The organism is Streptosporangium sp. NPDC001681 (assembly GCF_040298085.1).
In the GTDB taxonomy this organism is placed as follows: domain Bacteria; phylum Actinomycetota; class Actinomycetes; order Streptosporangiales; family Streptosporangiaceae; genus Streptosporangium.
The window spans coordinates 1-19,200 of sequence record NZ_JBEOZN010000167.1; the positions used below are offsets into that span (position 1 = coordinate 1).

General features: G+C 68.9%; 17 protein-coding genes. 10 read left to right on the top strand and 7 right to left on the bottom strand.

The window, feature by feature from the left end:
- Positions 1-55 precede the first annotated feature (55 nt).
- The gene (locus tag ABT130_RS42450) at positions 56-718 is read right to left on the bottom strand and encodes a DUF998 domain-containing protein (protein WP_350965459.1); all 663 of its coding nucleotides are present in this window, start codon (positions 716-718) and stop codon (positions 56-58) included.
- A gap of 292 nt (positions 719-1,010) precedes the next feature.
- Here ABT130_RS42450 and ABT130_RS42455 point away from each other — a divergent pair, with 292 nt between their 5' ends.
- Positions 1,011-1,343 carry a YciI family protein gene (locus ABT130_RS42455; protein WP_350965461.1) on the top strand — a complete coding sequence of 111 codons (333 nt, stop codon included), beginning with the start codon at positions 1,011-1,013 and terminating at the stop codon, positions 1,341-1,343.
- 389 nt (positions 1,344-1,732) lie between these two features.
- Positions 1,733-3,775: a hypothetical protein gene (locus tag ABT130_RS42460; protein WP_350965463.1), complete on the top strand. Its 2,043-nt coding sequence runs from the start codon at positions 1,733-1,735 to the stop codon at positions 3,773-3,775.
- A gap of 1 nt (position 3,776) precedes the next feature.
- On the opposite strand, the gene ABT130_RS42465 is transcribed toward ABT130_RS42460, so the two are convergent.
- On the bottom strand, positions 3,777-4,220 hold the full coding sequence (locus ABT130_RS42465; RefSeq protein WP_350965465.1) for a hypothetical protein: 444 nt from the start codon (positions 4,218-4,220) through the stop codon (positions 3,777-3,779).
- A gap of 85 nt (positions 4,221-4,305) precedes the next feature.
- Here ABT130_RS42465 and ABT130_RS42470 point away from each other — a divergent pair, with 85 nt between their 5' ends.
- Positions 4,306-4,596, top strand: a complete 291-nt coding sequence (locus ABT130_RS42470) for a hypothetical protein (protein WP_350965467.1) — start codon at positions 4,306-4,308, stop codon at positions 4,594-4,596.
- Between the two features lie 62 nt (positions 4,597-4,658).
- Here ABT130_RS42470 and ABT130_RS42475 read toward each other — a convergent pair whose 3' ends face one another.
- Both ABT130_RS42475 and ABT130_RS42480 read right to left on the bottom strand, forming a co-directional pair.
- Complete coding sequence (locus tag ABT130_RS42475) at positions 4,659-5,813, bottom strand: ARPP-2 domain-containing protein (RefSeq protein WP_350965469.1); 1,155 nt, start codon at positions 5,811-5,813, stop codon at positions 4,659-4,661.
- Positions 5,810-7,279 carry a hypothetical protein gene (locus ABT130_RS42480; protein ID WP_350965471.1) on the bottom strand — a complete coding sequence of 490 codons (1,470 nt, stop codon included), beginning with the start codon at positions 7,277-7,279 and terminating at the stop codon, positions 5,810-5,812. The genes ABT130_RS42475 and ABT130_RS42480 overlap by 4 nt, the downstream gene beginning before the upstream one ends.
- A 324-nt stretch (positions 7,280-7,603) precedes the next feature.
- On the opposite strand from ABT130_RS42480, the gene ABT130_RS42485 reads away from it, so the two are divergent.
- The 4 genes from ABT130_RS42485 (at position 7,604) to ABT130_RS42500 (ending at position 14,108) form a co-directional block, all read left to right on the top strand.
- The gene (locus ABT130_RS42485) at positions 7,604-8,038 is read left to right on the top strand and encodes a hypothetical protein (protein WP_350965473.1); all 435 of its coding nucleotides are present in this window, start codon (positions 7,604-7,606) and stop codon (positions 8,036-8,038) included.
- Complete coding sequence (locus ABT130_RS42490; RefSeq protein ID WP_350965475.1) at positions 8,035-12,291, top strand: nSTAND1 domain-containing NTPase; 4,257 nt, start codon at positions 8,035-8,037, stop codon at positions 12,289-12,291. The genes ABT130_RS42485 and ABT130_RS42490 overlap by 4 nt, the downstream gene beginning before the upstream one ends.
- A gap of 378 nt (positions 12,292-12,669) precedes the next feature.
- Positions 12,670-13,113, top strand: coding sequence for a hypothetical protein (locus ABT130_RS42495; RefSeq protein ID WP_350965477.1), 444 nt, complete (start codon positions 12,670-12,672; stop codon positions 13,111-13,113).
- Positions 13,114-13,133: 20 nt separating this feature from the next.
- Positions 13,134-14,108: an ankyrin repeat domain-containing protein gene (locus ABT130_RS42500; RefSeq protein WP_350965479.1), complete on the top strand. Its 975-nt coding sequence runs from the start codon at positions 13,134-13,136 to the stop codon at positions 14,106-14,108.
- A 563-nt stretch (positions 14,109-14,671) separates the two neighbouring features.
- Here the strand turns inward: ABT130_RS42500 and ABT130_RS42505 are convergent.
- Both ABT130_RS42505 and ABT130_RS42510 read right to left on the bottom strand, forming a co-directional pair.
- Entirely contained in the window at positions 14,672-15,715 is a 1,044-nt protein-coding gene (locus ABT130_RS42505) for a CU044_5270 family protein (RefSeq protein WP_350965481.1), read from the bottom strand.
- Positions 15,712-16,224 carry an RNA polymerase sigma factor gene (locus tag ABT130_RS42510; protein ID WP_350965483.1) on the bottom strand — a complete coding sequence of 171 codons (513 nt, stop codon included), beginning with the start codon at positions 16,222-16,224 and terminating at the stop codon, positions 15,712-15,714. The genes ABT130_RS42505 and ABT130_RS42510 overlap by 4 nt, the downstream gene beginning before the upstream one ends.
- Before the next feature lie 303 nt (positions 16,225-16,527).
- Here ABT130_RS42510 and ABT130_RS42515 point away from each other — a divergent pair, with 303 nt between their 5' ends.
- From ABT130_RS42515 to ABT130_RS42525, 3 genes are all read left to right on the top strand, one after another.
- Positions 16,528-16,971, top strand: coding sequence for an RNA polymerase sigma factor (locus ABT130_RS42515; RefSeq protein WP_350965489.1), 444 nt, complete (start codon positions 16,528-16,530; stop codon positions 16,969-16,971).
- 2 nt (positions 16,972-16,973) lie between these two features.
- Positions 16,974-17,897, top strand: a complete 924-nt coding sequence (locus ABT130_RS42520) for a hypothetical protein (RefSeq protein WP_350965485.1) — start codon at positions 16,974-16,976, stop codon at positions 17,895-17,897.
- Positions 17,898-17,959: 62 nt separating this feature from the next.
- A complete protein-coding gene (locus ABT130_RS42525; RefSeq protein WP_350912499.1) occupies positions 17,960-18,658 on the top strand; it encodes an alpha/beta fold hydrolase in 699 nt (232 codons plus the stop codon).
- Between the two features lie 338 nt (positions 18,659-18,996).
- Here the strand turns inward: ABT130_RS42525 and ABT130_RS42530 are convergent.
- Positions 18,997-19,200: hypothetical protein (locus tag ABT130_RS42530; RefSeq protein ID WP_350965487.1), on the bottom strand; the 204-nt coding region annotated here is incomplete at its 5' end.

Genomic DNA, 19,200 nt, shown 5'->3' on the forward strand with positions numbered 1-19,200 from the left:
CCCGCCGGGCCCGCCCCCCGGCGGGGCCCCCCCCCCCACGGCCCGTGGAGCGTCCCTACCGGAGCGCGGCGCGCTGGTCCGCCGCCACCACAGCGGCCCACACCATCGCGGTGATCGCACCGATGGCCAGGGTCAGCGATCCTGCCTGCCCGCCCGACATCGCCCAGATGTCGCCGAGGGCGAAGACCAGACCGCTGAGCCGCGAGGCGGCGGCGAAGCCGGGGCGGCCGGCGCGGGAGAAGTGGCGGCCCAGCACGAAGCAGGCGGCGATGAGCGCGGTGAACGCGATGGATCCGGCGACCAGGTGCATGAGGGCGCTCCCGCTCAACGTACCCGTCTGGCCCAGCGGGGTGCCGGCCGGGAAGCCGTCACCCGGGTCCATGACGAACACCCCGGCGGCGGCCGTCGCGATGCCGTTGACCAGGATCAGCCTGGGCGCCCAGGTGCCGCCGGGCGTGCCGTGCAGCACGCGGCGCAGGCCGATCGCGCCGGCGATCGTCAGAGCGCCGCTGACCAGGAAGTTGGCGATCTGCAGCCAGCCCAGGTCGCCGGTGCTCAGCATGCTCAGGGGGTGACGCATCAGGTCGAAGCCCTCGCGGGTGAAGGCCTGGGCCAGCGACACGACCGTGAAGAGGGCCGCGGCGGCGACGGAGCAGGCGAGCAGGGTGCGCGTCGCGGGGGTGACGGGGGTGACGGTGCCGGACTGGACGGCGGTCATGATTGCTTCCTCTCTGCTGCGACGGGGCTCCGTCGCCGTACTCGGTCCGCCGGTCTCACCCGGCCTCGCTGACGCGTCGAACGAGGAGGGCGGGAATCGACACCGCCCCACCGTCACACTGCTGAACTGCGAACACGTCACCTCATCCGCATTCCCTGTCACATCGCATTCCCTGTCACATCAGGCCGCGGCCCAGGTCAGGCGAGGCATGTCGATTTCCGCCGGTCCGAATCGACGCGTAGCCGGAGACCGGCGAGGATCGGTTCTCTGATAACCCGAAGGAGATATGACGATGCAGTTCCTGATGACCACCAAGGGCGGCGACGCGGCACCCCCGAGCGAGGCGGTCCACGCGGAGATGGCCGCGTTCGTCGAGGAGATGACCCGGGCGGGGGTGCTGCTGGCGACCGGTGGCCTGGACCCGGCCGGCCTCCGCGTCTCGGCCTCCGGCGGCGAGATGACCGTCACCGACGGGCCGTTCACCGAGGCCAAGGAGGCCATCGTCAGCTTCGCGCTCATCGAGGTGGGCTCGAAGGAGGAGGCCGTCGAGCTCTCCCGGCGCTTCTGGAAGATCATCGGCGACGGCGCGGGCACCATCCAGCAGGTCTTCGGCCCACAGGACTGATCGGGTCCCGAGGTCTTCACCATCGCGCGGTGCGGCGCCACCGCACCGCGCGACGTGGACCGGCACCGCGGCGCCGTCCACTTCCGGCGAGGCGAGCCCTCCTTGACCGGCGGACGCCTCTCCCCTGCACCTCACCCCCTCGGAGATCCTCCGAGGGCCGTCGTCGCTCCCCGACGCGTGATGTAACTCCGAGCCGACCAGGTGAGGGGTGCTCTTCAGCGGATCAGGTTTACCCCAGCCCCGAGAGCGGCAACCAAGGGTGGCGTCTCGCGTAAGGCCGAGAATCGTCCCATAATGCTTGATTGAATCGTATTATCCATCCTTTAATATGCTTCTTATTGAGTTAGAGTGAAATAACTGAAAACAGGGTGAAGGGAATGGTGGAGGCGATGTCATCGGGAACGGGGCCTTTGTCACCGGACTTCGCCGGAATCGACCCCGAGCTGATGCAGGGCTTCATCGCCGCGCTGGAACGCGGCCGCGACGTGATCGGCGAGCAGACCGAGCGGATCCGGCAACTCCTCGCGACGGCCGAGGTGCCGGCGGTGGGACTGCTGCCGATCAGGGAGATCGACGGCTGGGTCAGCGATGAACTCCTGGGGCTGCGCAAACGCCTGCAGACGATAAACCAGGATCTGCCCATGCTGGGAGGGGAGGTCGGCCTGCCGAAGCAGTCTTCGGCCTGGACCGGTGGCCTGTTCCAGAACCCGTTCCAGTGGGGGCTGCTGCCCTATGACGAGAAGACCGGAAAGTCCCCGGCGGGCAGTGCCAAGAAAGGCACCGAACTCGCCTTTCAGCTCTCGCGACTTCCCCCGTCCACCCTCGGCCTGCCCGATGCCGCCTACGACCGGATCCTCGACAAACTCGCCGACGGGCAGCAGGACGCCTATCTGACCGCCGGATTCTTCCGGGTCATCGGCCCACAGGGCATGCTCGGCATGCTCCAACGTCTGGACAGGTACGACAAGAAGGCAGCCGACAAGCACCGGAAGGTCATCGGCGACGCCCTGGCCACCGCGGTCGGCGCGCAGCCAGCCCTGCTCGGCTCGGAGTGGGAGGCGGGCAACCTCAAGAAGGCGCCGGACGGCGAGCTGGCATCCCTGCTCCGGTACGGCATGTTCCCCGCCGCGTGGCTCACCGAGATAGCGCGGGGCAGGGTGGGAAAGCCGGTCGGCGACGGCGACGGCACCCGCCCCCGGCGGTGGAAGACCGACCTCGTCCCACTGCTGCCCGCCCTGGCGAACAACCCCGAGGTGGCCAGGGGCCTGTTCAACGCCATGTCGCGCGAGGACCTCAGAGATCTGTTCACCGAGCTCAACTGGATGGAAAGCCCCGAACACGCCTTTCAGCGGCCTGCGGGCATGGACTTCGACATCAGCGTGGAGTTCGGCCGGATGCTCGCCGCCGGAGGCGGCGCCTACGAGAAGGGCCCGCACAGCCCCGAGGCCGCGAAGTTCGCCTTCAACGTCATGACCATCATGGGCGACCTCAAGGACACCGACGGCACCGAGGACACCCCGGCCACCCCGATGGAGGTCGCGCCGGGAGTCAAGATCTTCATGTCGACGCTGGCCGGCGCCTACGCCGCCGAGATCACCGAGGGGGCGAACATCGGCGATGCCAACATGACCGAGGCGAGCACGCTCAAGCCCTTCACCTCGGCCTTCGGCACGACGGCGGCGTTCACCCTGAGCCCGAAGGACACCTACAACTTCCTGAAGACCTTCGCCGACTCCGCCAAGAACCTCGCCCCGTTCGACCAGGGCATGGGCCGCTTCTCCCAGCAGCTCATCGCCGACGCCTCGGCGACGGCCCGGCGCACCGGGGACGTCGAACACCTGGACAAGGCGTTCACCGCCCTGGGCAACGTACGCGGCTTCGAGCTGGCCGCGATCGAGAAGGTCCAGGGCGACCTGGACATGATCGACAAACAGCAAAAAGCTGTGACGAACTTCCTTCGCGACGCGGCCATCGGGCTGGCGAGCACGCTCTACGCACCGAACCTGGTGTGGGGGTTCGGCTGGCTGGCGCTAAGCACCTCCCTCTCCGCCGAGGGCGCCTTCGGCAAGGAGGACGAGACCCGGATGGACAAGGCAGACAAGGACGACAGGGCCGCGACCCTCAGCCGCCAGCACACCTACGCGCAGCTGCTGATGGCCAACGGCTTCACCCCGAAGGTGACTGCCGCCGAGTTCCAAGCCACCTGCCCACCCGGCGTGTCCATCACCGACGCCAAGGGCAACCTCAGACCGTTCGCCGAGCTGATCAAGCAGGGGAACAAGGGGTTGGAGTCCTTCGAACGATGGGCAGCGGCCAACGGGATGGGTAGCGAAGACGAGCTATCAATGGGCGATCTATCCCAAAAGATGGCGAGTCGGTTCGAAGGTGGCAACAAACTGAGCAGAGAGCGCGGGTTGGCCTACGATAGCTAGCTCACGAAGTCGGAAGACACTCGGTCTCGCCCCGCACTCCGTATTGCCCGTTACCCGGCGACTCCAAGATGATCATCGTCTTGTATGTGTCATTGGCAAGCCGAATAGGAGCGTTTCCCTGCTCTTCGGCAATCCGGTAAGGGGCAACCGAGGAGAGCACACCGAGCATGTAGGTATTGAGCCCGCCTGGATCACGTTGCGACGCGGCATCCCTCGCCGTAGCCGCGAAGGTCCGTTTGGCCTTTCCTTCTCCGCATGGAATATCGCGTCCACCAGAATCCGTGATACGGACATCAAGAACGTGGCTCTCCTTCATCAACTCGGTGATATGCGATTTGAGGGTCTCCCCCGCCTCCGCCGCCGTAGGACCGCTCTCCCCACATCCGGACACCGCCAGCAACGCCACCGCACACATCAGAACGCCACACCGTACAAAACGTGCCATGCATTCCTCCAGCGCTGGCCGAGATGCCACAGGTCCAATAATGTCCAATAGTCCGTCCGATGTATCCGCATCCGAAGAGGAATAAATGAATTCTCGCCCGGAGGACCTGGTGCCCAATCCGCGGCGCCAACTGCTGGAACAGACGTTGACGGAGGTCAGGGCACGGGTCGCCATCCTGGAGGCCGCCCTCGACCCGGCCCACGGCCGGCTCACCGGCCAGCCGACCTGGGTGGGGCCGAAGGCCCGGACGTTCACCGAAGACCTTACCGCCCGCCGCGTACGACTACGCCAGGCGGCCAGGGCGCTCGTCGACGCCCTCGAAGAGGAACTCCGCTCCGCCCCGGCCAAGGTTCCGCCCTCCACCGCGCGGTACTGACCTGCGCCGGCGCCGCCCCTGACGAACCGCGTCTTCGGCACGCCTGTGCTGATCCTGGGCGGTCACCGACCGGCGCGGCGGACCTGAGCCCGGTAGTGGTCGAGGACGTCCTGGCGGAGGAGGTGTCCGAAGCCCGCGGCCTCGATGCGCAGGCCGAGTTGCGGCTCGGTCACGCCGAGCATGACGGCGGTGTCGGCCAGGTTCCAGTCGGCCGCGGCGAGCCGGGTCAGCAGATGACCGCGGCGGATCTGGTTCTCCGACAGACGGAACGTTTTGAGGTACGCGAGCCGGCCGGCGCCGTCGGTGATGAGCTCGCCGATGTGGTTCTCACGCCGACGTTCGAAAGGCGGCAGGAAGCGGGACAGCCGATACCCGCCCAGCTCGTAGACGCGCTGGTAGGTGTAGTCCGCGTCCAGCAGCCCGCCCGCCATGACCCGGTCGTGGAAGGCCGCCCACTCGTCCTGCTGCCGACGGGCCCGCACGCGCAGGTCGGCGAGCGAGTGCACCGTCGCGTCCACGATGCGGGCCCGGAAGTCGGGCACCGGCCCGCTGAGCATCGCGTAGTGATAGATCAGCTCGCCGTACAGATCGTGCACAAGGGTCGCGTACAGGGCACGGTAGTCATCGGGATGCGGCACCACGAACGCGGCGGCGAGCGCGTCCGCGACGTAGACGAGGACGCCGCACTGGCCGGGGTGGATCTCGAAGACGCGCAGGGCGTCCTGCAGACCACTGACCTCGGCGCCCGTGTACGCCTCCTCGACGCGAGGCGAAAGCCCGTGGCTGATCGCGCGATGCGACCATTCCTCCCACACGATCTCCGGACCACCGAAGTGCAACGCCAGATAACCCTCCAGCGCCAGGTGCAGCGGCAGGAAGCGCAACCGGTTCCGGTCGGCTCGGCGAGCCATCCGGCGGTGGAACCGCAGCGGCATCCGGCTGGGCGTGCGGTCACGCTCTTTCGGCCCCCGGAGCTGGGTTCCGTACGCCGCGGCGGGGGTGCCGTCGCGCGTCCAGCTCGCCACGAACCCGTGCGGAATGTAGGAGAAGTACTCGGTCCGCGAGTCCACCTCGACGATGCCGAACTCCGCGTCGTAGAGGCGGGCGTCGAGCCGCAGGTCCTCGATCGGCTCCTCACGGACCAGCGGGACGAGCCGTACCCCACCCCAGGCCTGCGCGGGGCGGGTGGCGAGCCCGGTGAGGGTGAGATCTGTCATGCGTCCTCCCGCAGGAACCCCTCGACGCGGCGCGCCAGGTGGGCACGGAGCTCGAAGATCCCGGTGCGCCCCTCCGCGAACCGGGCCAGCTCCACCAGGGCGACCAGGTTCTCGGCGTCACGGATCCCGGCGGTCGGGACGGTGGGCGCCAGCCGCCGTACGTCGAAGTCGGCGGCGTCGTAAACCGGGTTGAGGTGCACGACGGCGCAGCTGTGGTCCAGGTCGAGCCGGGTGCGCCAGATCCGCAGCACCTCTCCCGCGAGCCCCGGCGGTGAGTTGTCCCATCCGTCGGAGACGATGACCAGGCGCCCGGGCCCGTGTTCGAAGCCGTCCAGGATGCGCTCGCCGAGCGGTGTAGCCCCGTAAGGATGGACGAGCAGCGCGTCCGTACGGCCCGACAGCCACAGCGGCGTGTACTCGGCGGCCAGCGTCTCCAGCAGGAAATGGCAGGCGAGCGCGACGGCGAGCGGCCGGCGGCGCTTGTGCCCCGAACCGTACGCGGAGAAGCTGTCGTCGAGGACGGCGACCACCGCGCCCCAGCGCCCAGCCTGATCGCCCGCGGTCCGGTGGGCGGCCGCGCGCAGTGCCGTCGTCAGCTCGGCGCGACGGCGCACGCGATCGCCTGGCGAGAGGGCGAGTACGTACGACGCCAGCCGGGTCAGCGGCATCGTGGTGAGGTCGGCCCGCACCGCGTCGACCTTCAGACCGCGCGCCGACTCCTGCAGGCGCAACCGCTCCAGCCGGGTGAGCCGGGGTGCGATGCGCTCCAGGAAGGTGGCGCGGGCGATGCGGTGCTTCGCCGCGAACCCCTCCGCCACCGTGTAGGGCAGCTCGTACAGCGCGGCCTGCTCGTAGTGGGCCCGCCGCCAGGTCTCCAGGATCGGTGTGGTGTAGGCGGCCGGTCGGTGCGGGGTGAACAGGAACGACCCCAGCTCCCCGGCCGGGCTCAGGTGAGCATGGCGGACGGCGTCCTTGACGGCGCCGCGGTACTTCACCGCGTCGAACGCGAGGTCGGGACGGGCGGCCAGCCAGTCCCGCATGATCGCCCTGGTCCGCCGGTTGTTGACCCTGGCGCGGCGCAGCTCGCGGAAGAGCCCGTACACCCGGGGCGGCGGCAGCAGGGCCAGCCGCCGGGCGATCAGGCGCCCCTCGGCCCGACGCTGCTCCGGGTCCGCCTCCCCCGCCGTGACCAGCAGGTTTCTGGCGATCAGTACGGCGTTGTGGTCGTTGACGTCCAGGGCGAGGGTGGCCGCGTACAGGTCGCGGTAGTTGCCCATCAGGTAGTCGTGCAGGAAGTCCAGCGAGAGTCTCTGCTCCTCCGCGCCGGAGTGGAACTCACGCTGGCCGGTGGCGGTGATCGCCGCGTTCACGAACAGCAGGACGTCCTCGGCGGCGATCAGATCCGCACTGGTCTCGATCGCTGCCTCCCGGGGTGATGTACGAGGTCGGCCGGGGAATGGGGGCACGAGCTGCGAATCATCGCTTCAAAGGCGGGTCCCGGAAGTCGCACCGAAGTCCCGCGGCCGACCCCGGAAGGCTAGCACCGACATATCGCCTTCTTCTTCTTCCTTTTGACGTGTGGGTTCGGGCGTCGGCCGTCCTGGCACGCGAGGGTGGCGACCAGGTGAATATGATCGCGGGCGATCCGGGACGCGATCGCCGGTGAAGTCGTAGATCACGCGTTCGTCACTATGGATCCGCCGGCGGAAGTGCCGATGCATGCTGGAGGCATGTCTAAGGCGGCAGAAAATTCTGCTCAGCCGCGGCGTGCGCGGATGTGGCGGATAGTGGTGATCGTCGCGATCGTGCTGACGACGGTCTTGCTGGCGGCGGGGCTGGTCGGTTTCTTCGCCGATCCCCTGCACGTGCCGGCGGGGCTGCTGCAGGTGCTCGATCAACGGGCCAGCGTGTTCAGCATGTTCATCGGCGCGGCCGGACTGGTGGTCGCGGTGGCGGCGCTGCTGGTGCAGTTGCGCGCTGAACATGCGCGCGCCAACACCGCCGGGCCCGGTCTGCCGGAGAACCGGGCCTGTCCGCCGCCGTCGACATCCTCGATGCCTGCCGCCGGGGCGGTGGGGCCGCAGCCCGCCTCGGGTGGCGGGCAGACGCGTACGTACAGCGGTGATCACATCGAGTTCCATGGCAACACCTTCACCAATGGAAAGGTCGTCGGTAAGTCGGTCAGCGCTGCCGACCCTTCTCCACCGGACGTGGATGGACGATGACGGACGCTGAAGGCGACCACATCGAGTTCCGGGACAACACTTTCATCGGCAGCAAAATAGTCGGTGCCGAATACCAGTACCACCAGCATCATCATTACCCGTCCAAGCCCCAGCCGGCCCACCTGGTGTGGGCCGCGCAGTCACGTCTGTCGGTGGCCCGCATCAGCGGTCACGCCGGCCTCCCGGAACGGGGTGTGGCCGCGGCCATGGGCGGTGGTTGCCTGGTGGGGCCGCTGGACGTGGTGACCTGCGCCCACGTGGTCAACGACGCGCTGGGCAGAGACGAGGAGTCCCCTCCCGACGAGCCGGTTCTCGTGGACTTCCCACTGCTCGGCGTCGAGCACGCGCCCATCGGGGCGAAGGTCGTCTCCTGGTCCTATGAGCACGACGTGGCCGGGCTCCGTCTGGCCGAGCCGCCGCCCGCGGCCGCGCAGCCGACGCTGCTGCTGGTCGCGCACGACTTGTGGGGCCACGAGTTCAACGTCTTTGGTTTTCCCGACGACTACGACATGGGGACGTGGGCATCAGGCCGCATTCTCGGTGTCACCGGTCAGGGGTGGTTACAGGTCGAGAACACGCGTTCGGGCGGCCGCGTCATCGCGCCGGGGTTCGGCGGCGCGGCCGTGTGGGACACCCACCACGGAGCGATGATCGGGATCGTCGTGGCCCACGACCCGCGTGTGGAGCACCGTACCGCCTTCGTCATCCCGGCCGAGTTGATCATCCGGGTGTGGCCCGAGCTGGTGGACCGATCCCTGGCCGCCTCGCCGTACCGGGGGCTGGACGTTTTCGGGGAGAGCGACGCGGAGCTGTTCTTCGGCAGGGAGGAGGAAGCCAAGGCGCTGGCCGCCAAGGCGCTGGGGGCGGGGCTCACCGCGGTGTTCGGCCCTTCCGGCTGCGGCAAGTCCTCGCTGCTGCAGGCGGGGGTACTACCGATCCTGCGCCGTGACACCGGCGTCCTGGCCCTGCCAGTACGTCCCGCACAGGGCGCCACACCGCTGACCGCCCTCGCCGTGGCGCTGCTGACCGAGCTGGAGCCGGAGCTGTCGGAGTCCGCCAGACTGGCGGAGGTCGCCGTGCTGGAGCCGGCGCTGCGAAACGGCGGGCTGGTGGAGGCCGTAGGCCGGGTGCGCGCACGAGCGGGCAGGGAACGGCTGGTGCTGCTGATCGACCAGTTCGAGGAGATCTACAGCGACCCGGCGGCCGCCGAGGAGTTCGTCAACGCGCTCCTGCCACTGCTGCGCACTCCCGGAGCTGCCACGCACGTGCTGCTGGTCCTGCGGGCGGACTTCATGACGTACCCGTTGGCGAACTCGGAGTTCGTCGAGCTGCTCCATGGCGCGCTGTATCCCGTGGGCCCGTTGAGCGGGAAGCGGCTGCACCACGCGATCGAGGGGCCGCTGGAGCGTACGGGCGTGCAGTTCGAACCCGGCCTGGTCCGGGACATCCTCAAGGACGTGGGCGACCAGCCGGGACGCATGCCGCTGGTGCAGTTCGCGCTGACGATGCTGTGGGAGCGGCGGCGTGGCGGCCTGCTCACCCAGGCCACCTATGACGAGATCGGCGGAGTGCACGGCGCGCTGGCGGGCTACGCGGAGAAGGTGTGGAACGAACGCCTGGCGCCGGACGATCACGAACGCGCCCAGAACCTCCTGCTCCAGCTCGTACGGCAGGCGCCGGGCCAGCCCCCGACCGGTGCGCTGTTACGCAGGTCCTCCACCGACGAGGAGACCTGGCGGCTGGGCCGGGAACTGGCCGACAGCCGACTGCTCGTCATCGCGGAAGGCCCACCGGGCGTGCAGACGCTGCGCCTGACCCACGAGTCGCTGATCGAAAACTGGGAGCGGCTACGTACGTGGGTCTACCGGGACGGGGAGTTCCGCACCTGGCACCACGAACTTCGCCAGGCCGCCGAACGCTGGCACGACCGTCAAGACCCCGCCGAGCTCCTGCGCGGCCCCCGGCTGGCGGAGGCGCTGAGGTGGGCCGACCACCGCGGCAGCGACCTGTCGGCGGCGGACAGGGAGTTCATCGCCGCGGGGAAGGAGGAGGAAGGGTACGCCGAACGCCGTCGCCGAAGGTCGGTGCTCCGTCTCAGGGCGTTGCTGGCCGCCGTTCTGGCGCTCCTGGCCGTCGCGACCTACGCCTACGTCCTGAGCAGGACCCAGCTCCGCACCCTGGCCGCTCAGACGCTGGCCACCCGGGCGGAGAGCGCCTACACCGCGCGTGATGTGGCGGTGCTGCATGCGCTGGCCGCCTACCGCAGCGACCCCGAGGAGCCGAGCGTCCTGCGCGCTCTGTTCGGCAAGTACGCCGACTACGCGGACGCCGAGCTGCTGCTGCCGGGTTCGGGAGCCACGTCCGAGCACGTGATGGCGAGCGAGGACGGCTCGGTGGTCGTCCAGGAGGAGTCGCACGGCGTACGGGTCTGGCAGCCGGGCCGTGGGGACGTCACCGGCCGCCAACTCCCCTTCGCTGCGAGGGTGACCGGCAGTGTCCTGAACGTTCAGGGAGACCGGCTGGCTATTGCCACCTCGGGCGGCGCGATCGAACTGTGGGACCCCCGGGCGGCTCGCCTGGTCGATCGGGCGGAGACGCCGGGCATCGCTTCGGAGCACCGGGTGCTGCTGGGGTTCGACGCCACCGGCAGGCGGCTGCTGGTCCACGACCGGGCGGGGAACGCGGTCGTCGTCTGGGACGGGGAACGCCGCCGTGCCATCCGGCTGCCTGACCTCGGCGGCCGGGAGTTGAAAACCGTCGAGATGAGCGAGGACGACGTCGTGTCGGCCTACGCCGGTTCCTTGGAAAGCGGCGTGGACAACTGGCTGCTGGTCTCAGAGGGGGAGGACCGGTTCAGGCGTGGCTACACGCTGCCCGCCGCGCGGAAGGGCGGCACCGCGCTCGCGCACGACGGCCGGACGCTGGTGACCTGCAGGGACAGCGCCGACGGTACACAGGTGACCACCTACGGCGTGCGTACGGGCAAGGTCCTGGACAGGAGCCGCCTCCCGCACGTCGGCTGCGCGGACCACCCCGACCCCGGCAGGCTCAGCCACGGAGGCAGGCTGTTGCTCCTGCGGCATGCCCTGGTCGACCTCACCGCCCGCGAGATCGTCGGGGGACCCGCGGGAGCGTCGGTATCCCCCGTGGCGACCGGCACCGACGGCAGGTGGAGCATCTGGGACACGGGCCGCGGCGGGGTGTTCGAGGTGACGGCGGGCCACCGGCTCGTCACCAACCCGCACCAGGTGCTCGCGACGGCGGTGGTCGGCGACAAGTACGTGGTCACCGTGGACGACGACGACCGGCTGCGGGTGTGGAACGCGGAGAGCGGGCTGCTGCGGAGCGAGAGGCCCGCGCGCCTGCGGGAGACCGCGGGTGAGCGGTCGCCGCTGGATGAGAACACCGTCCGCGTCGTGTCGCTGCCCGGCCGCCAGGAGGTCGCGCTGGCGCGGGCCGACACGCGCGAGCTCGTCCTGTTGTCCGTACCGGACCTGCGGCCGATCGGCTCGGCGACGCTACCCGCCCCGGCCACGCCCCACCAGGGGAGTACGCCTTTCAGCCTGCACGCCAACCCCGGTGGCCGCGTCGTGACCTTCGCCGGCGGGCTGGTGAGCCGATGGGAGAGCGTGCCGCTGCGTCTGGTGGGCCCCCCGCTGGACCTCAGCGGCCAGATGGCTCAGCTCTCCGCCGACGGTGACCCGGACACCATGAGCCTGCTGCCCGGCTACGACGGCACGGCCGCGCTGCTCGTGACGCGCGCCGCGCGGCGGGTGCAGCGCTACGACTTGACGCTCGGCAGGGTCACCCGCGACTACCTGCTGCCCGGCAGGGGCCCGAGCACCCCGGTGGCCGTGAGCGGCGACCTGGCCAGGCTGATCGTGCACAACGCGGACGACCGCAACGCCTTCACGCTCTGGAACCTCCCTTCCGGAGGCGACCCGGCGATCGGGCGGCTGACCAGCACCTACACCCGGGCCGACGCCTTCGACCTGTTCCGGCTGCGCCAGGCGCACGCGGATCTGGACTACAGCAGCGACTTCGTCACGTTCAGGCTCAACGACGCGCTCGGTCATCTGACGATGTTCGCGGGGGGCCGCAGCCTGCTCTACCGGACGGGCACGACGCGCGTGCTGAGCACGGATCCCGATGAGTGGGCCCGCCGCCTGTGTGCGGTGTCGAGCGGGCGCCGGTTCGCAGCCGAGGAACTGTCCCAGCTCCCCGACGGCACGGCTGCCGACCCCTGCGAGTAGGGCGACGCTTCGGCAACCGGTCCAAAACAGCGGCCACGGCGATCCCACCCAGAGTGCACATCTGATCGGCCTCGGCCGGGGCATCGGGTACGGCGTCGGCTGCCTGGGCGCCCCATCACCGCGAGCGGCCCGGCTCGATCAAATCGACCCTGCAAGGTGCGGCACGCGCCACTCCTCCGCACAACTTCTCAGTTTCGCCGATAATAACAAACGAGAATCAGATGTATGGAATCGCACTGAATGCGTGGCACCAGAACAACGATCCTTTCTGGGTCGATATCCAGTAGCCTCACCAAAGGGTCTGAGCGGTCATCGGCCGGCACCCGGGCAGGCCCCGCCTCTCACTCTCACCCCGACCGCAGAAGTGTCAGGAAGATCATGGCAAACATCATCACCGAACTCCTCGATCAGCGTGAGATAAAAAAGTATCTGTGCGGCGTCGCACGCGTCGGGAAGGACTGGGTTCTTGATGAGATCCCCACCGATGCGGAAGGCTGGATCGGCGCCGGCGACGACGGGATCGTAATCGACGAGATCAGCAGCGAAAAATGTATGATCAAATACGAACTCTGGGACGGGCCGCCACCTGTTCTCGACACCTGGGACAGGACCTGGACCGGAAGCGTGCACCTGACCACCGGAAGGATTCAATCCGTTAACCAATGGTCCGGGTGTGTATCCTACGGCGCAGAATTCAACCTCGGTAAAGAGAACAGCACCTGGCAGGTCAGAATCCACCGCAAGGCTCTCAGCCACGAAGAGTTCACGCCAAATATCATCAGCTTAACTCTGCTCAAGCTCCAGTTCTGGCTGGACCACTGAACACCGATCCGAGGAGCGTTATGACCGATTCCGGGCCGACGGGATGGTATGGCATCAGCGGGCGTGGCTGGGCTGATCCCGAGGCGATCCGCGCCAGGCTGGAAGCGGGCGCCGACCCGAACTCGGGCGTCTACTCCTTCGGCGGCTACGACGGAAAGCCGTTGCACCTCGCGGCCGAATGGGGAACCCCTGAGTCGGTGACCGAACTGGCCCGCCGCGTCGACGACGTCGACGCCGAGTACGACGACCGGACCGCCCTGTGGGTGGCCGTCTTCGCCCACCGCCTGGACAGCGCCCGCGTCCTGGTCGCCGCCGGAGCGGACCCGTGGCGGCCCATGATGGCCGGATGGTCTCCTGGACGGCTCGCCCTCGCCGGTCCGGCGCCCGACCTGTTCCCGGTCCCTGCGGGGCACCCCGGCCTGTCCCCCGCCGAGGCCGCGACGGTCGCGGAGGCACGACGCCTGATCGCCACGCTGGGGGAATTCGACGAAGAAGGCTTGAGCGTGGCGTGCGTGGCGAACATCAGCGCAGCCGAGGCCGCGCGGCGGTTGGAGGCCCGCCCGGCCGATGACGCCGACATCGAGGCGGCCCTGGATGATCCGTGGTCCGACCCCGACGGCAACCTGGGGATCGTCGGGGTCACCGACGTTCCCGGCGGATGCGTCGTCACCCAGCCATGGGGATACGTCCCCTCCACCCCCGAAGTGACCCTGCCGCTGTCCGTGGGAACGGTCTGCCACAGCATGTTCGCCAACCCCAAGAGCGGCTGCCAAGGGGCCGTGAGCCGCGACGGCGTCCTTGAGGACTCGGACACGCATCCCGGCGGCGGCGACGCCGGGGGCCACCTGACGGCCGACGAGATTCTCGCCGAGTACCTCTACCAGGGCCAGGCCGAGGCCTATTGCTGCGCCGCGGCGGGACTGCGACCGCCCGACGCGCGAGCCGTCGTCGGTCCGCCGGATCTGTGGTTACGGCTACCGGAACGAGACCGCTGAAGCCGTAGGGACCGCGTAGAACGTCCGCGCCCTCGGCGAGGTTGAATCGCTTCTGCCGCGTGGCCGCCGACTGGCGCGGTATCCGATAGCGATCGACAGGAGCGACGACCCAGCTACGATGAGTGATGCGCGGTCGGGTACGAACCGCGAAGTGAGGCCGGGCTTCCCGCCGCATGACGGGCACCCGGCCATCGCGTTTTAATTGCCCCTTCGTACCTGTCGACACTCAGAGAAAGACCAGGTCACAGCCTCCCGGCAGCATCCTTGATCAGGGCTCGAAGCCATAGCGCTCCGCAGTCGCCCGGGATACCGGTTTTCTCGCGGGGCCGATGAACAGCCACGATGCGGTCCAGACTCCATGCCAGATGATGTAGCCGATCACTCACAGCTACTTTGCCTCTGGTGGCGTCGACCCGAGTGGAGGGCCTACGGCCGGTTCCGGTTGGACATGGATGCCCGGCTCGACCTCACCGCCGCTTAACCGCCTACGCCCCCTCACTGAGGGTGGATGTATCCGGGCCGACCGGTCGGGTGATCGCGCACGCTGGCCGGCCCGGTGGCCGTCACTCGGTCGAGGGTGGGGATGGCTTGGTGTCGGTCCAGCCGGACTCCAGCACCATGTTGACCCCGCCGTCCCCATCCGGCGAATCAACGGCCAGCACCTTGGAGGTGTCGGGGTCGATGATCAGCCTGCTCCGGGGGGTTCCGTCTCCCTGGAGCAGGAAGGTCACGGCGATGCCCGGCCGCCCCCGCGGGTCGGTGATCGGGCCTTCCACCCGTACCGCGGGCAACGTCGCCAGCGCCCGGTAGGCGGCGCTGCGCACCTGTGGGGAGGCGGGCAGTTCATACAGGAGCGAGGCCAGAGTGCGCGGCAGGCTCTCCTCCACCGGATCGACGGCGTTGTCTCTGCGGATCGCCTCAAGAGCCCGCTTCTTCAGCGCTTCAGGGTCGACGGGCAGCGCCTCGATCTCCTTCAAGGTCATGGGCATGGCACTCCAATAGAGTCTCTGCTTCCTCTTGTTCTGGAAGAACGTGCTCTCGCCGGGGGAGGTGGAGTAGACGCCGCCGTCCGGCCCCATCGGCCATTCGGCCGGCGAGCCGTCCCGGCGCCATGCCTCCAGGTCCAGGGGGCGTGTGGCCAGTTGCCTGTGGCCGATCCAGGTTCGGCCGTCCTTGGCCACCCACGTCTCCGAGAGGTTGGAGGTTTCCAGGTAGTAGGTGTCGCCGTTCTTGCCGTACGGCCCAGGCCGCGACCCTGCGTACAGCTCCTTGAGGTGCCAGTAGGCCCCTTCGGGGGAGGCTTCGGCCTTGGCGGCGGCGGCCAGCAGGATCGAGGCGCCCGACAAGGAGGTGCCGCCGGGCGTGGCCGTGGGAGAGGGCACTGCAGTGGGGGCGACCTGGCCAAGGAAGATCGCCGTCGCGGCCGCGGCCGCGGCGAGCCCGAGAGCACCGGTCCGCCACGGCAGGCGCCGCCGGGCCGTCCGGTGCAGGCGTGTCTGTGTCTGGGTCGCCATGATCGCCTCACGCAGTTCGCGCGCGCCGGGCCCCTGATCCGGCGCGTGTGGTGCCGGGTCGATGGCCCTGACCAGGTTGTCGATGTCACTCATGCTTCCCCCATCGCGATTGTCAAGGACGCCTGCCGCTCCAGCGCCGCCGCCATCCGCTTGCGCGCCCGATGCAGCCGGGTCCGGGCGGCAATAGCCGTACATCCCACAACTTTGGCGATCCGCTGGCTGGTCAGGCCCTCCCAGCAGGCCAGCGCCAAGACCTCGCGGTCACGCTCGGGCAACTCGTCGAAGGCAGCGCGAACATGGTCCAGATCGACCGGTCTGACCGGCCGGTCGGCTGCCAACTCCGCACGCAGCCGTTCAGCGAGCACGGCCCTGCGGAAATCACCGCGCTGCTGGTTGGCCAGCACGCGGCGGGCCACCCCGTACAGCCACAGCAGCGCCTCCTCACCCTCGGGCACATCGTCGATGCGCCGCCAGGCGGTGAGGAACGTCTCGGAGATGACGTCGGCCGTGTCGTCGGGCGAACCGGTGCGGCGGGCGGCGTACTGGTGTATCGCCGGGTAGTACGCGTCATAGACCGCTTCGAAGCGATCTCGGTGTGTCACAGAGTCTCCTTGCCGAAAGGTGCCGGACACCTGGTACATGTCCGGCACCTTTTGGAATGTGGCAGATCGCCGTGAGCAGTTCGCCTTACTGGCCCTGTCGTTCGGATGCCATACCGCTGCCGGGGCTGCGTCCCTTCTACGACGGCATCGCCCGGCAGGATTGAGCGTGGCCCGGCCCTAACTCGGCTGCGATGTCATGCTTCCGGCACATTAACCGGCAAGCCGTGTGACCATTCCCGCCGCGGTGGCGTCTGCATGTGACGTGACAATCGAAACCGTTCGGGGGGCGACATCATCGAGGAGCTGTACCGCGAGCACTGGCCGCTCGTGTGCGGGTTCCTCCTGCGCAGGACCCGTGATCCGCATCTCGCCGAGGACCTGGCGCAGGAGACGTTCATCAAGGCGACCAGGGCACTGCTCGGCTGGCGGGGGGAGAACGCGGCGGCGTGGCTGCTCACGATCGCGCGTAACGCCCTGGTGGATCACGTACGCAGGAGCCACCGCGAGCTGGCCCTCCCGAACCCCGACGAGCTGGGCGTGCCGCCGCTTCACGTGGAATCGCTGGACGTGCGCGACGCGCTGGAGCGGCTGCCCGAGCAGCAGTGCCGGCTACTCACGCTGGTCTACTTCGAGGGCTTCTCGATGGTGGAGGTGGCCGCGATGACCGGCAGGTCGCACAACTCGATCAAAACCGCGGTGTGGCGGGCGAGGGCCGCCTTCGCCGACCTTTACGGGGAGAACCAATGAACATGCCTGAGATGCCAGACCTGCCGGACTTCGACCCCAAGCGCACCCGGCGTGCGGTCCGGCGGGGGCTGTTCAGGACGGTCGCCATCGTCCTGGCCGTGCTGGCGCTGCTCGCGGTGGCCGCGACCGAGGGCTCGTCCCTGGTGCAGACCCGCGGCGACCGGGAACGCCGCATGCAGGCCGTGCTCGGCACCGCCTTCAAGATCTACAACCCGGCCTATATGGCGACGATCGACTCCTGCTGCCAGACCACACCCGTATCGATGTCGTTCGAGGTGGTCGCGCGTCCCATGGGGCCTGCCGGAGCCTGGCCGGCCGGGAGCGAGTCGTACACGATCAGTCAGGACTTCTTCGGCCGCGTGCGACGCCTGCCGCTGGGCCACACCGCCAACACCAGGCTTTCCCAGTCCCTGTTCAACGTCGGCACCACGCTGACGGCCAAGGACGAGGTGCGCGCGGTGCTCGCCCGACTGCCCGCCGACCTCAGCGCGCTGGCGGTGGTGGAGTTCGAACAGCCGCTCGGCGAGGCCGACCTGAAGGCGTTCGTAAAGCAGTACCGCTCCTGCGCCGAACGGGTCGTGTACGAGCGCAGACCCGGCTCCCTCCCGATCACCTGGGGCTTCGACTACTGGACCGACGCGCTGGACCACGGCAAGGGCGGCGACATGACCGATGACATGTGCGGTGGCAGCCTGCCGCAGTTCCGCAACTGGGCCGGCCTGCTCCGTGACCACGACAACGCCAACCTGCGCTCCTTCGACCTGTCCCTGAACCGGCTTCGCAAGGCGGCCGAGGCCGGGCTTGCCTACGGCTATGTGGACCAGCTCAGCTCGGTCCGCGAGCTGCGGGAGCTGCTCAAGGACCCGAGGGTGCGCACAATCCGCCTGGCCGACGTGGCGTTCGACCTGGACCGGCCTCGCCCCTAGGGCGCGTATCGAAAGTGTCTTCAGGGCGGGCGGTTGTCAGGCTGCTCCGTTACGGTGCAGCCATGGCGAATTTCGTACTGGTTGCAGGCGCGCGGCTCGGGGCGTGGGCGTGGGACGAGGTGGTGCCCTATCTGCGCGCAGCTGGCCAGGGCGCTCACCCGTTGACGCTGTCCGGTCTTGCCGACAAGCGAGGTATGCAGGCTGGGCAGCAGACCCACGTCCAGGACATAGTTGACGAGGTCGAAGGCCAGGATCTGCGCGACGTTGTCCTGGTGGGTCACAGCTACTCAGGCATCCCGGTCGGTCAGGCTGCGGAGCGGATCGGTGACCGGCTGGCCCACGTGGTCTTCGTCGATTCCAGCGTTCCGGCCGATGGCGAGGCGTTCGTCTCCGCCTGGCCGGACGGTGGGGCGATGGTGAAGGCATCGATCGCCGAGAACGGAGGATTTTGGCCGCTCGTGCCCGCAGCCCACTACGACGGCCAGGGCCTCACCGATGAGCAGATCGCACGGATCTTGGGTGGCTCGACGCCGCACCCGGGCGCCACGCTGACCGAGCCCGCCGTGCTGGCACGGCCACTTGACGAACTCCCGGCGACGTACATCCAATGCCTGCTCGCCGGAGCCCAGCCCAGCGACGACGTGGCCAAGCTGCTGACCAGCAAGCACTGGCAGCTGGTCGAGATGAACACCGGCCACTGGCCGATGTTCTCCCAGCCGCGAGAACTGGCGCAGATCTTCCTCGAAGCAGCCGGGGAGTGACCGCAGGCCCATGCTTGCGGGCTCCCTTTGGGCGTGCATCGCGTGCGCTTGACCTCGCTCCCCGCCGACCCTCCCGAGATGGAGCCGCCACCCGAACCGATCGAGAGCCCCCCTCCCCCGGAGCCTACGGAGAACGAGATCCCTCCAGAACCGACGGGTACCGGTTGGCCATAGATCGTGCGGGTTCAGCTTGCCGCACGCTGCCTGGTGGGGTTCAGCCGCTCCTGCCATATCGCTGCCGATCGGTGCGACCTCCAGTAGCGAGGCTGGGGAAACCATGAACCCCCACTACCGGCGCCTTCGGCGGCAGGGGCCGCCGAAGGCGCCGTTCCGGGCGTTCAGTGGTAGCCGAACTGGCCGAGGCGGTGGTGGGCGATCTCGATCTCGGCCGGGGTGAAGAGGTCCGCGAAGCGCGGCTGGACGACCAGCGCCTCTACGGTCAGGTCGAGGCGCCCGCGCTCCCAGAGGGCGGCGAAGCCGTCGGACACCGCCGGCGCGTGTAGGAGCTTGCGGGCCGTGGCGAGGCTGCCGTGCTCGGCGAG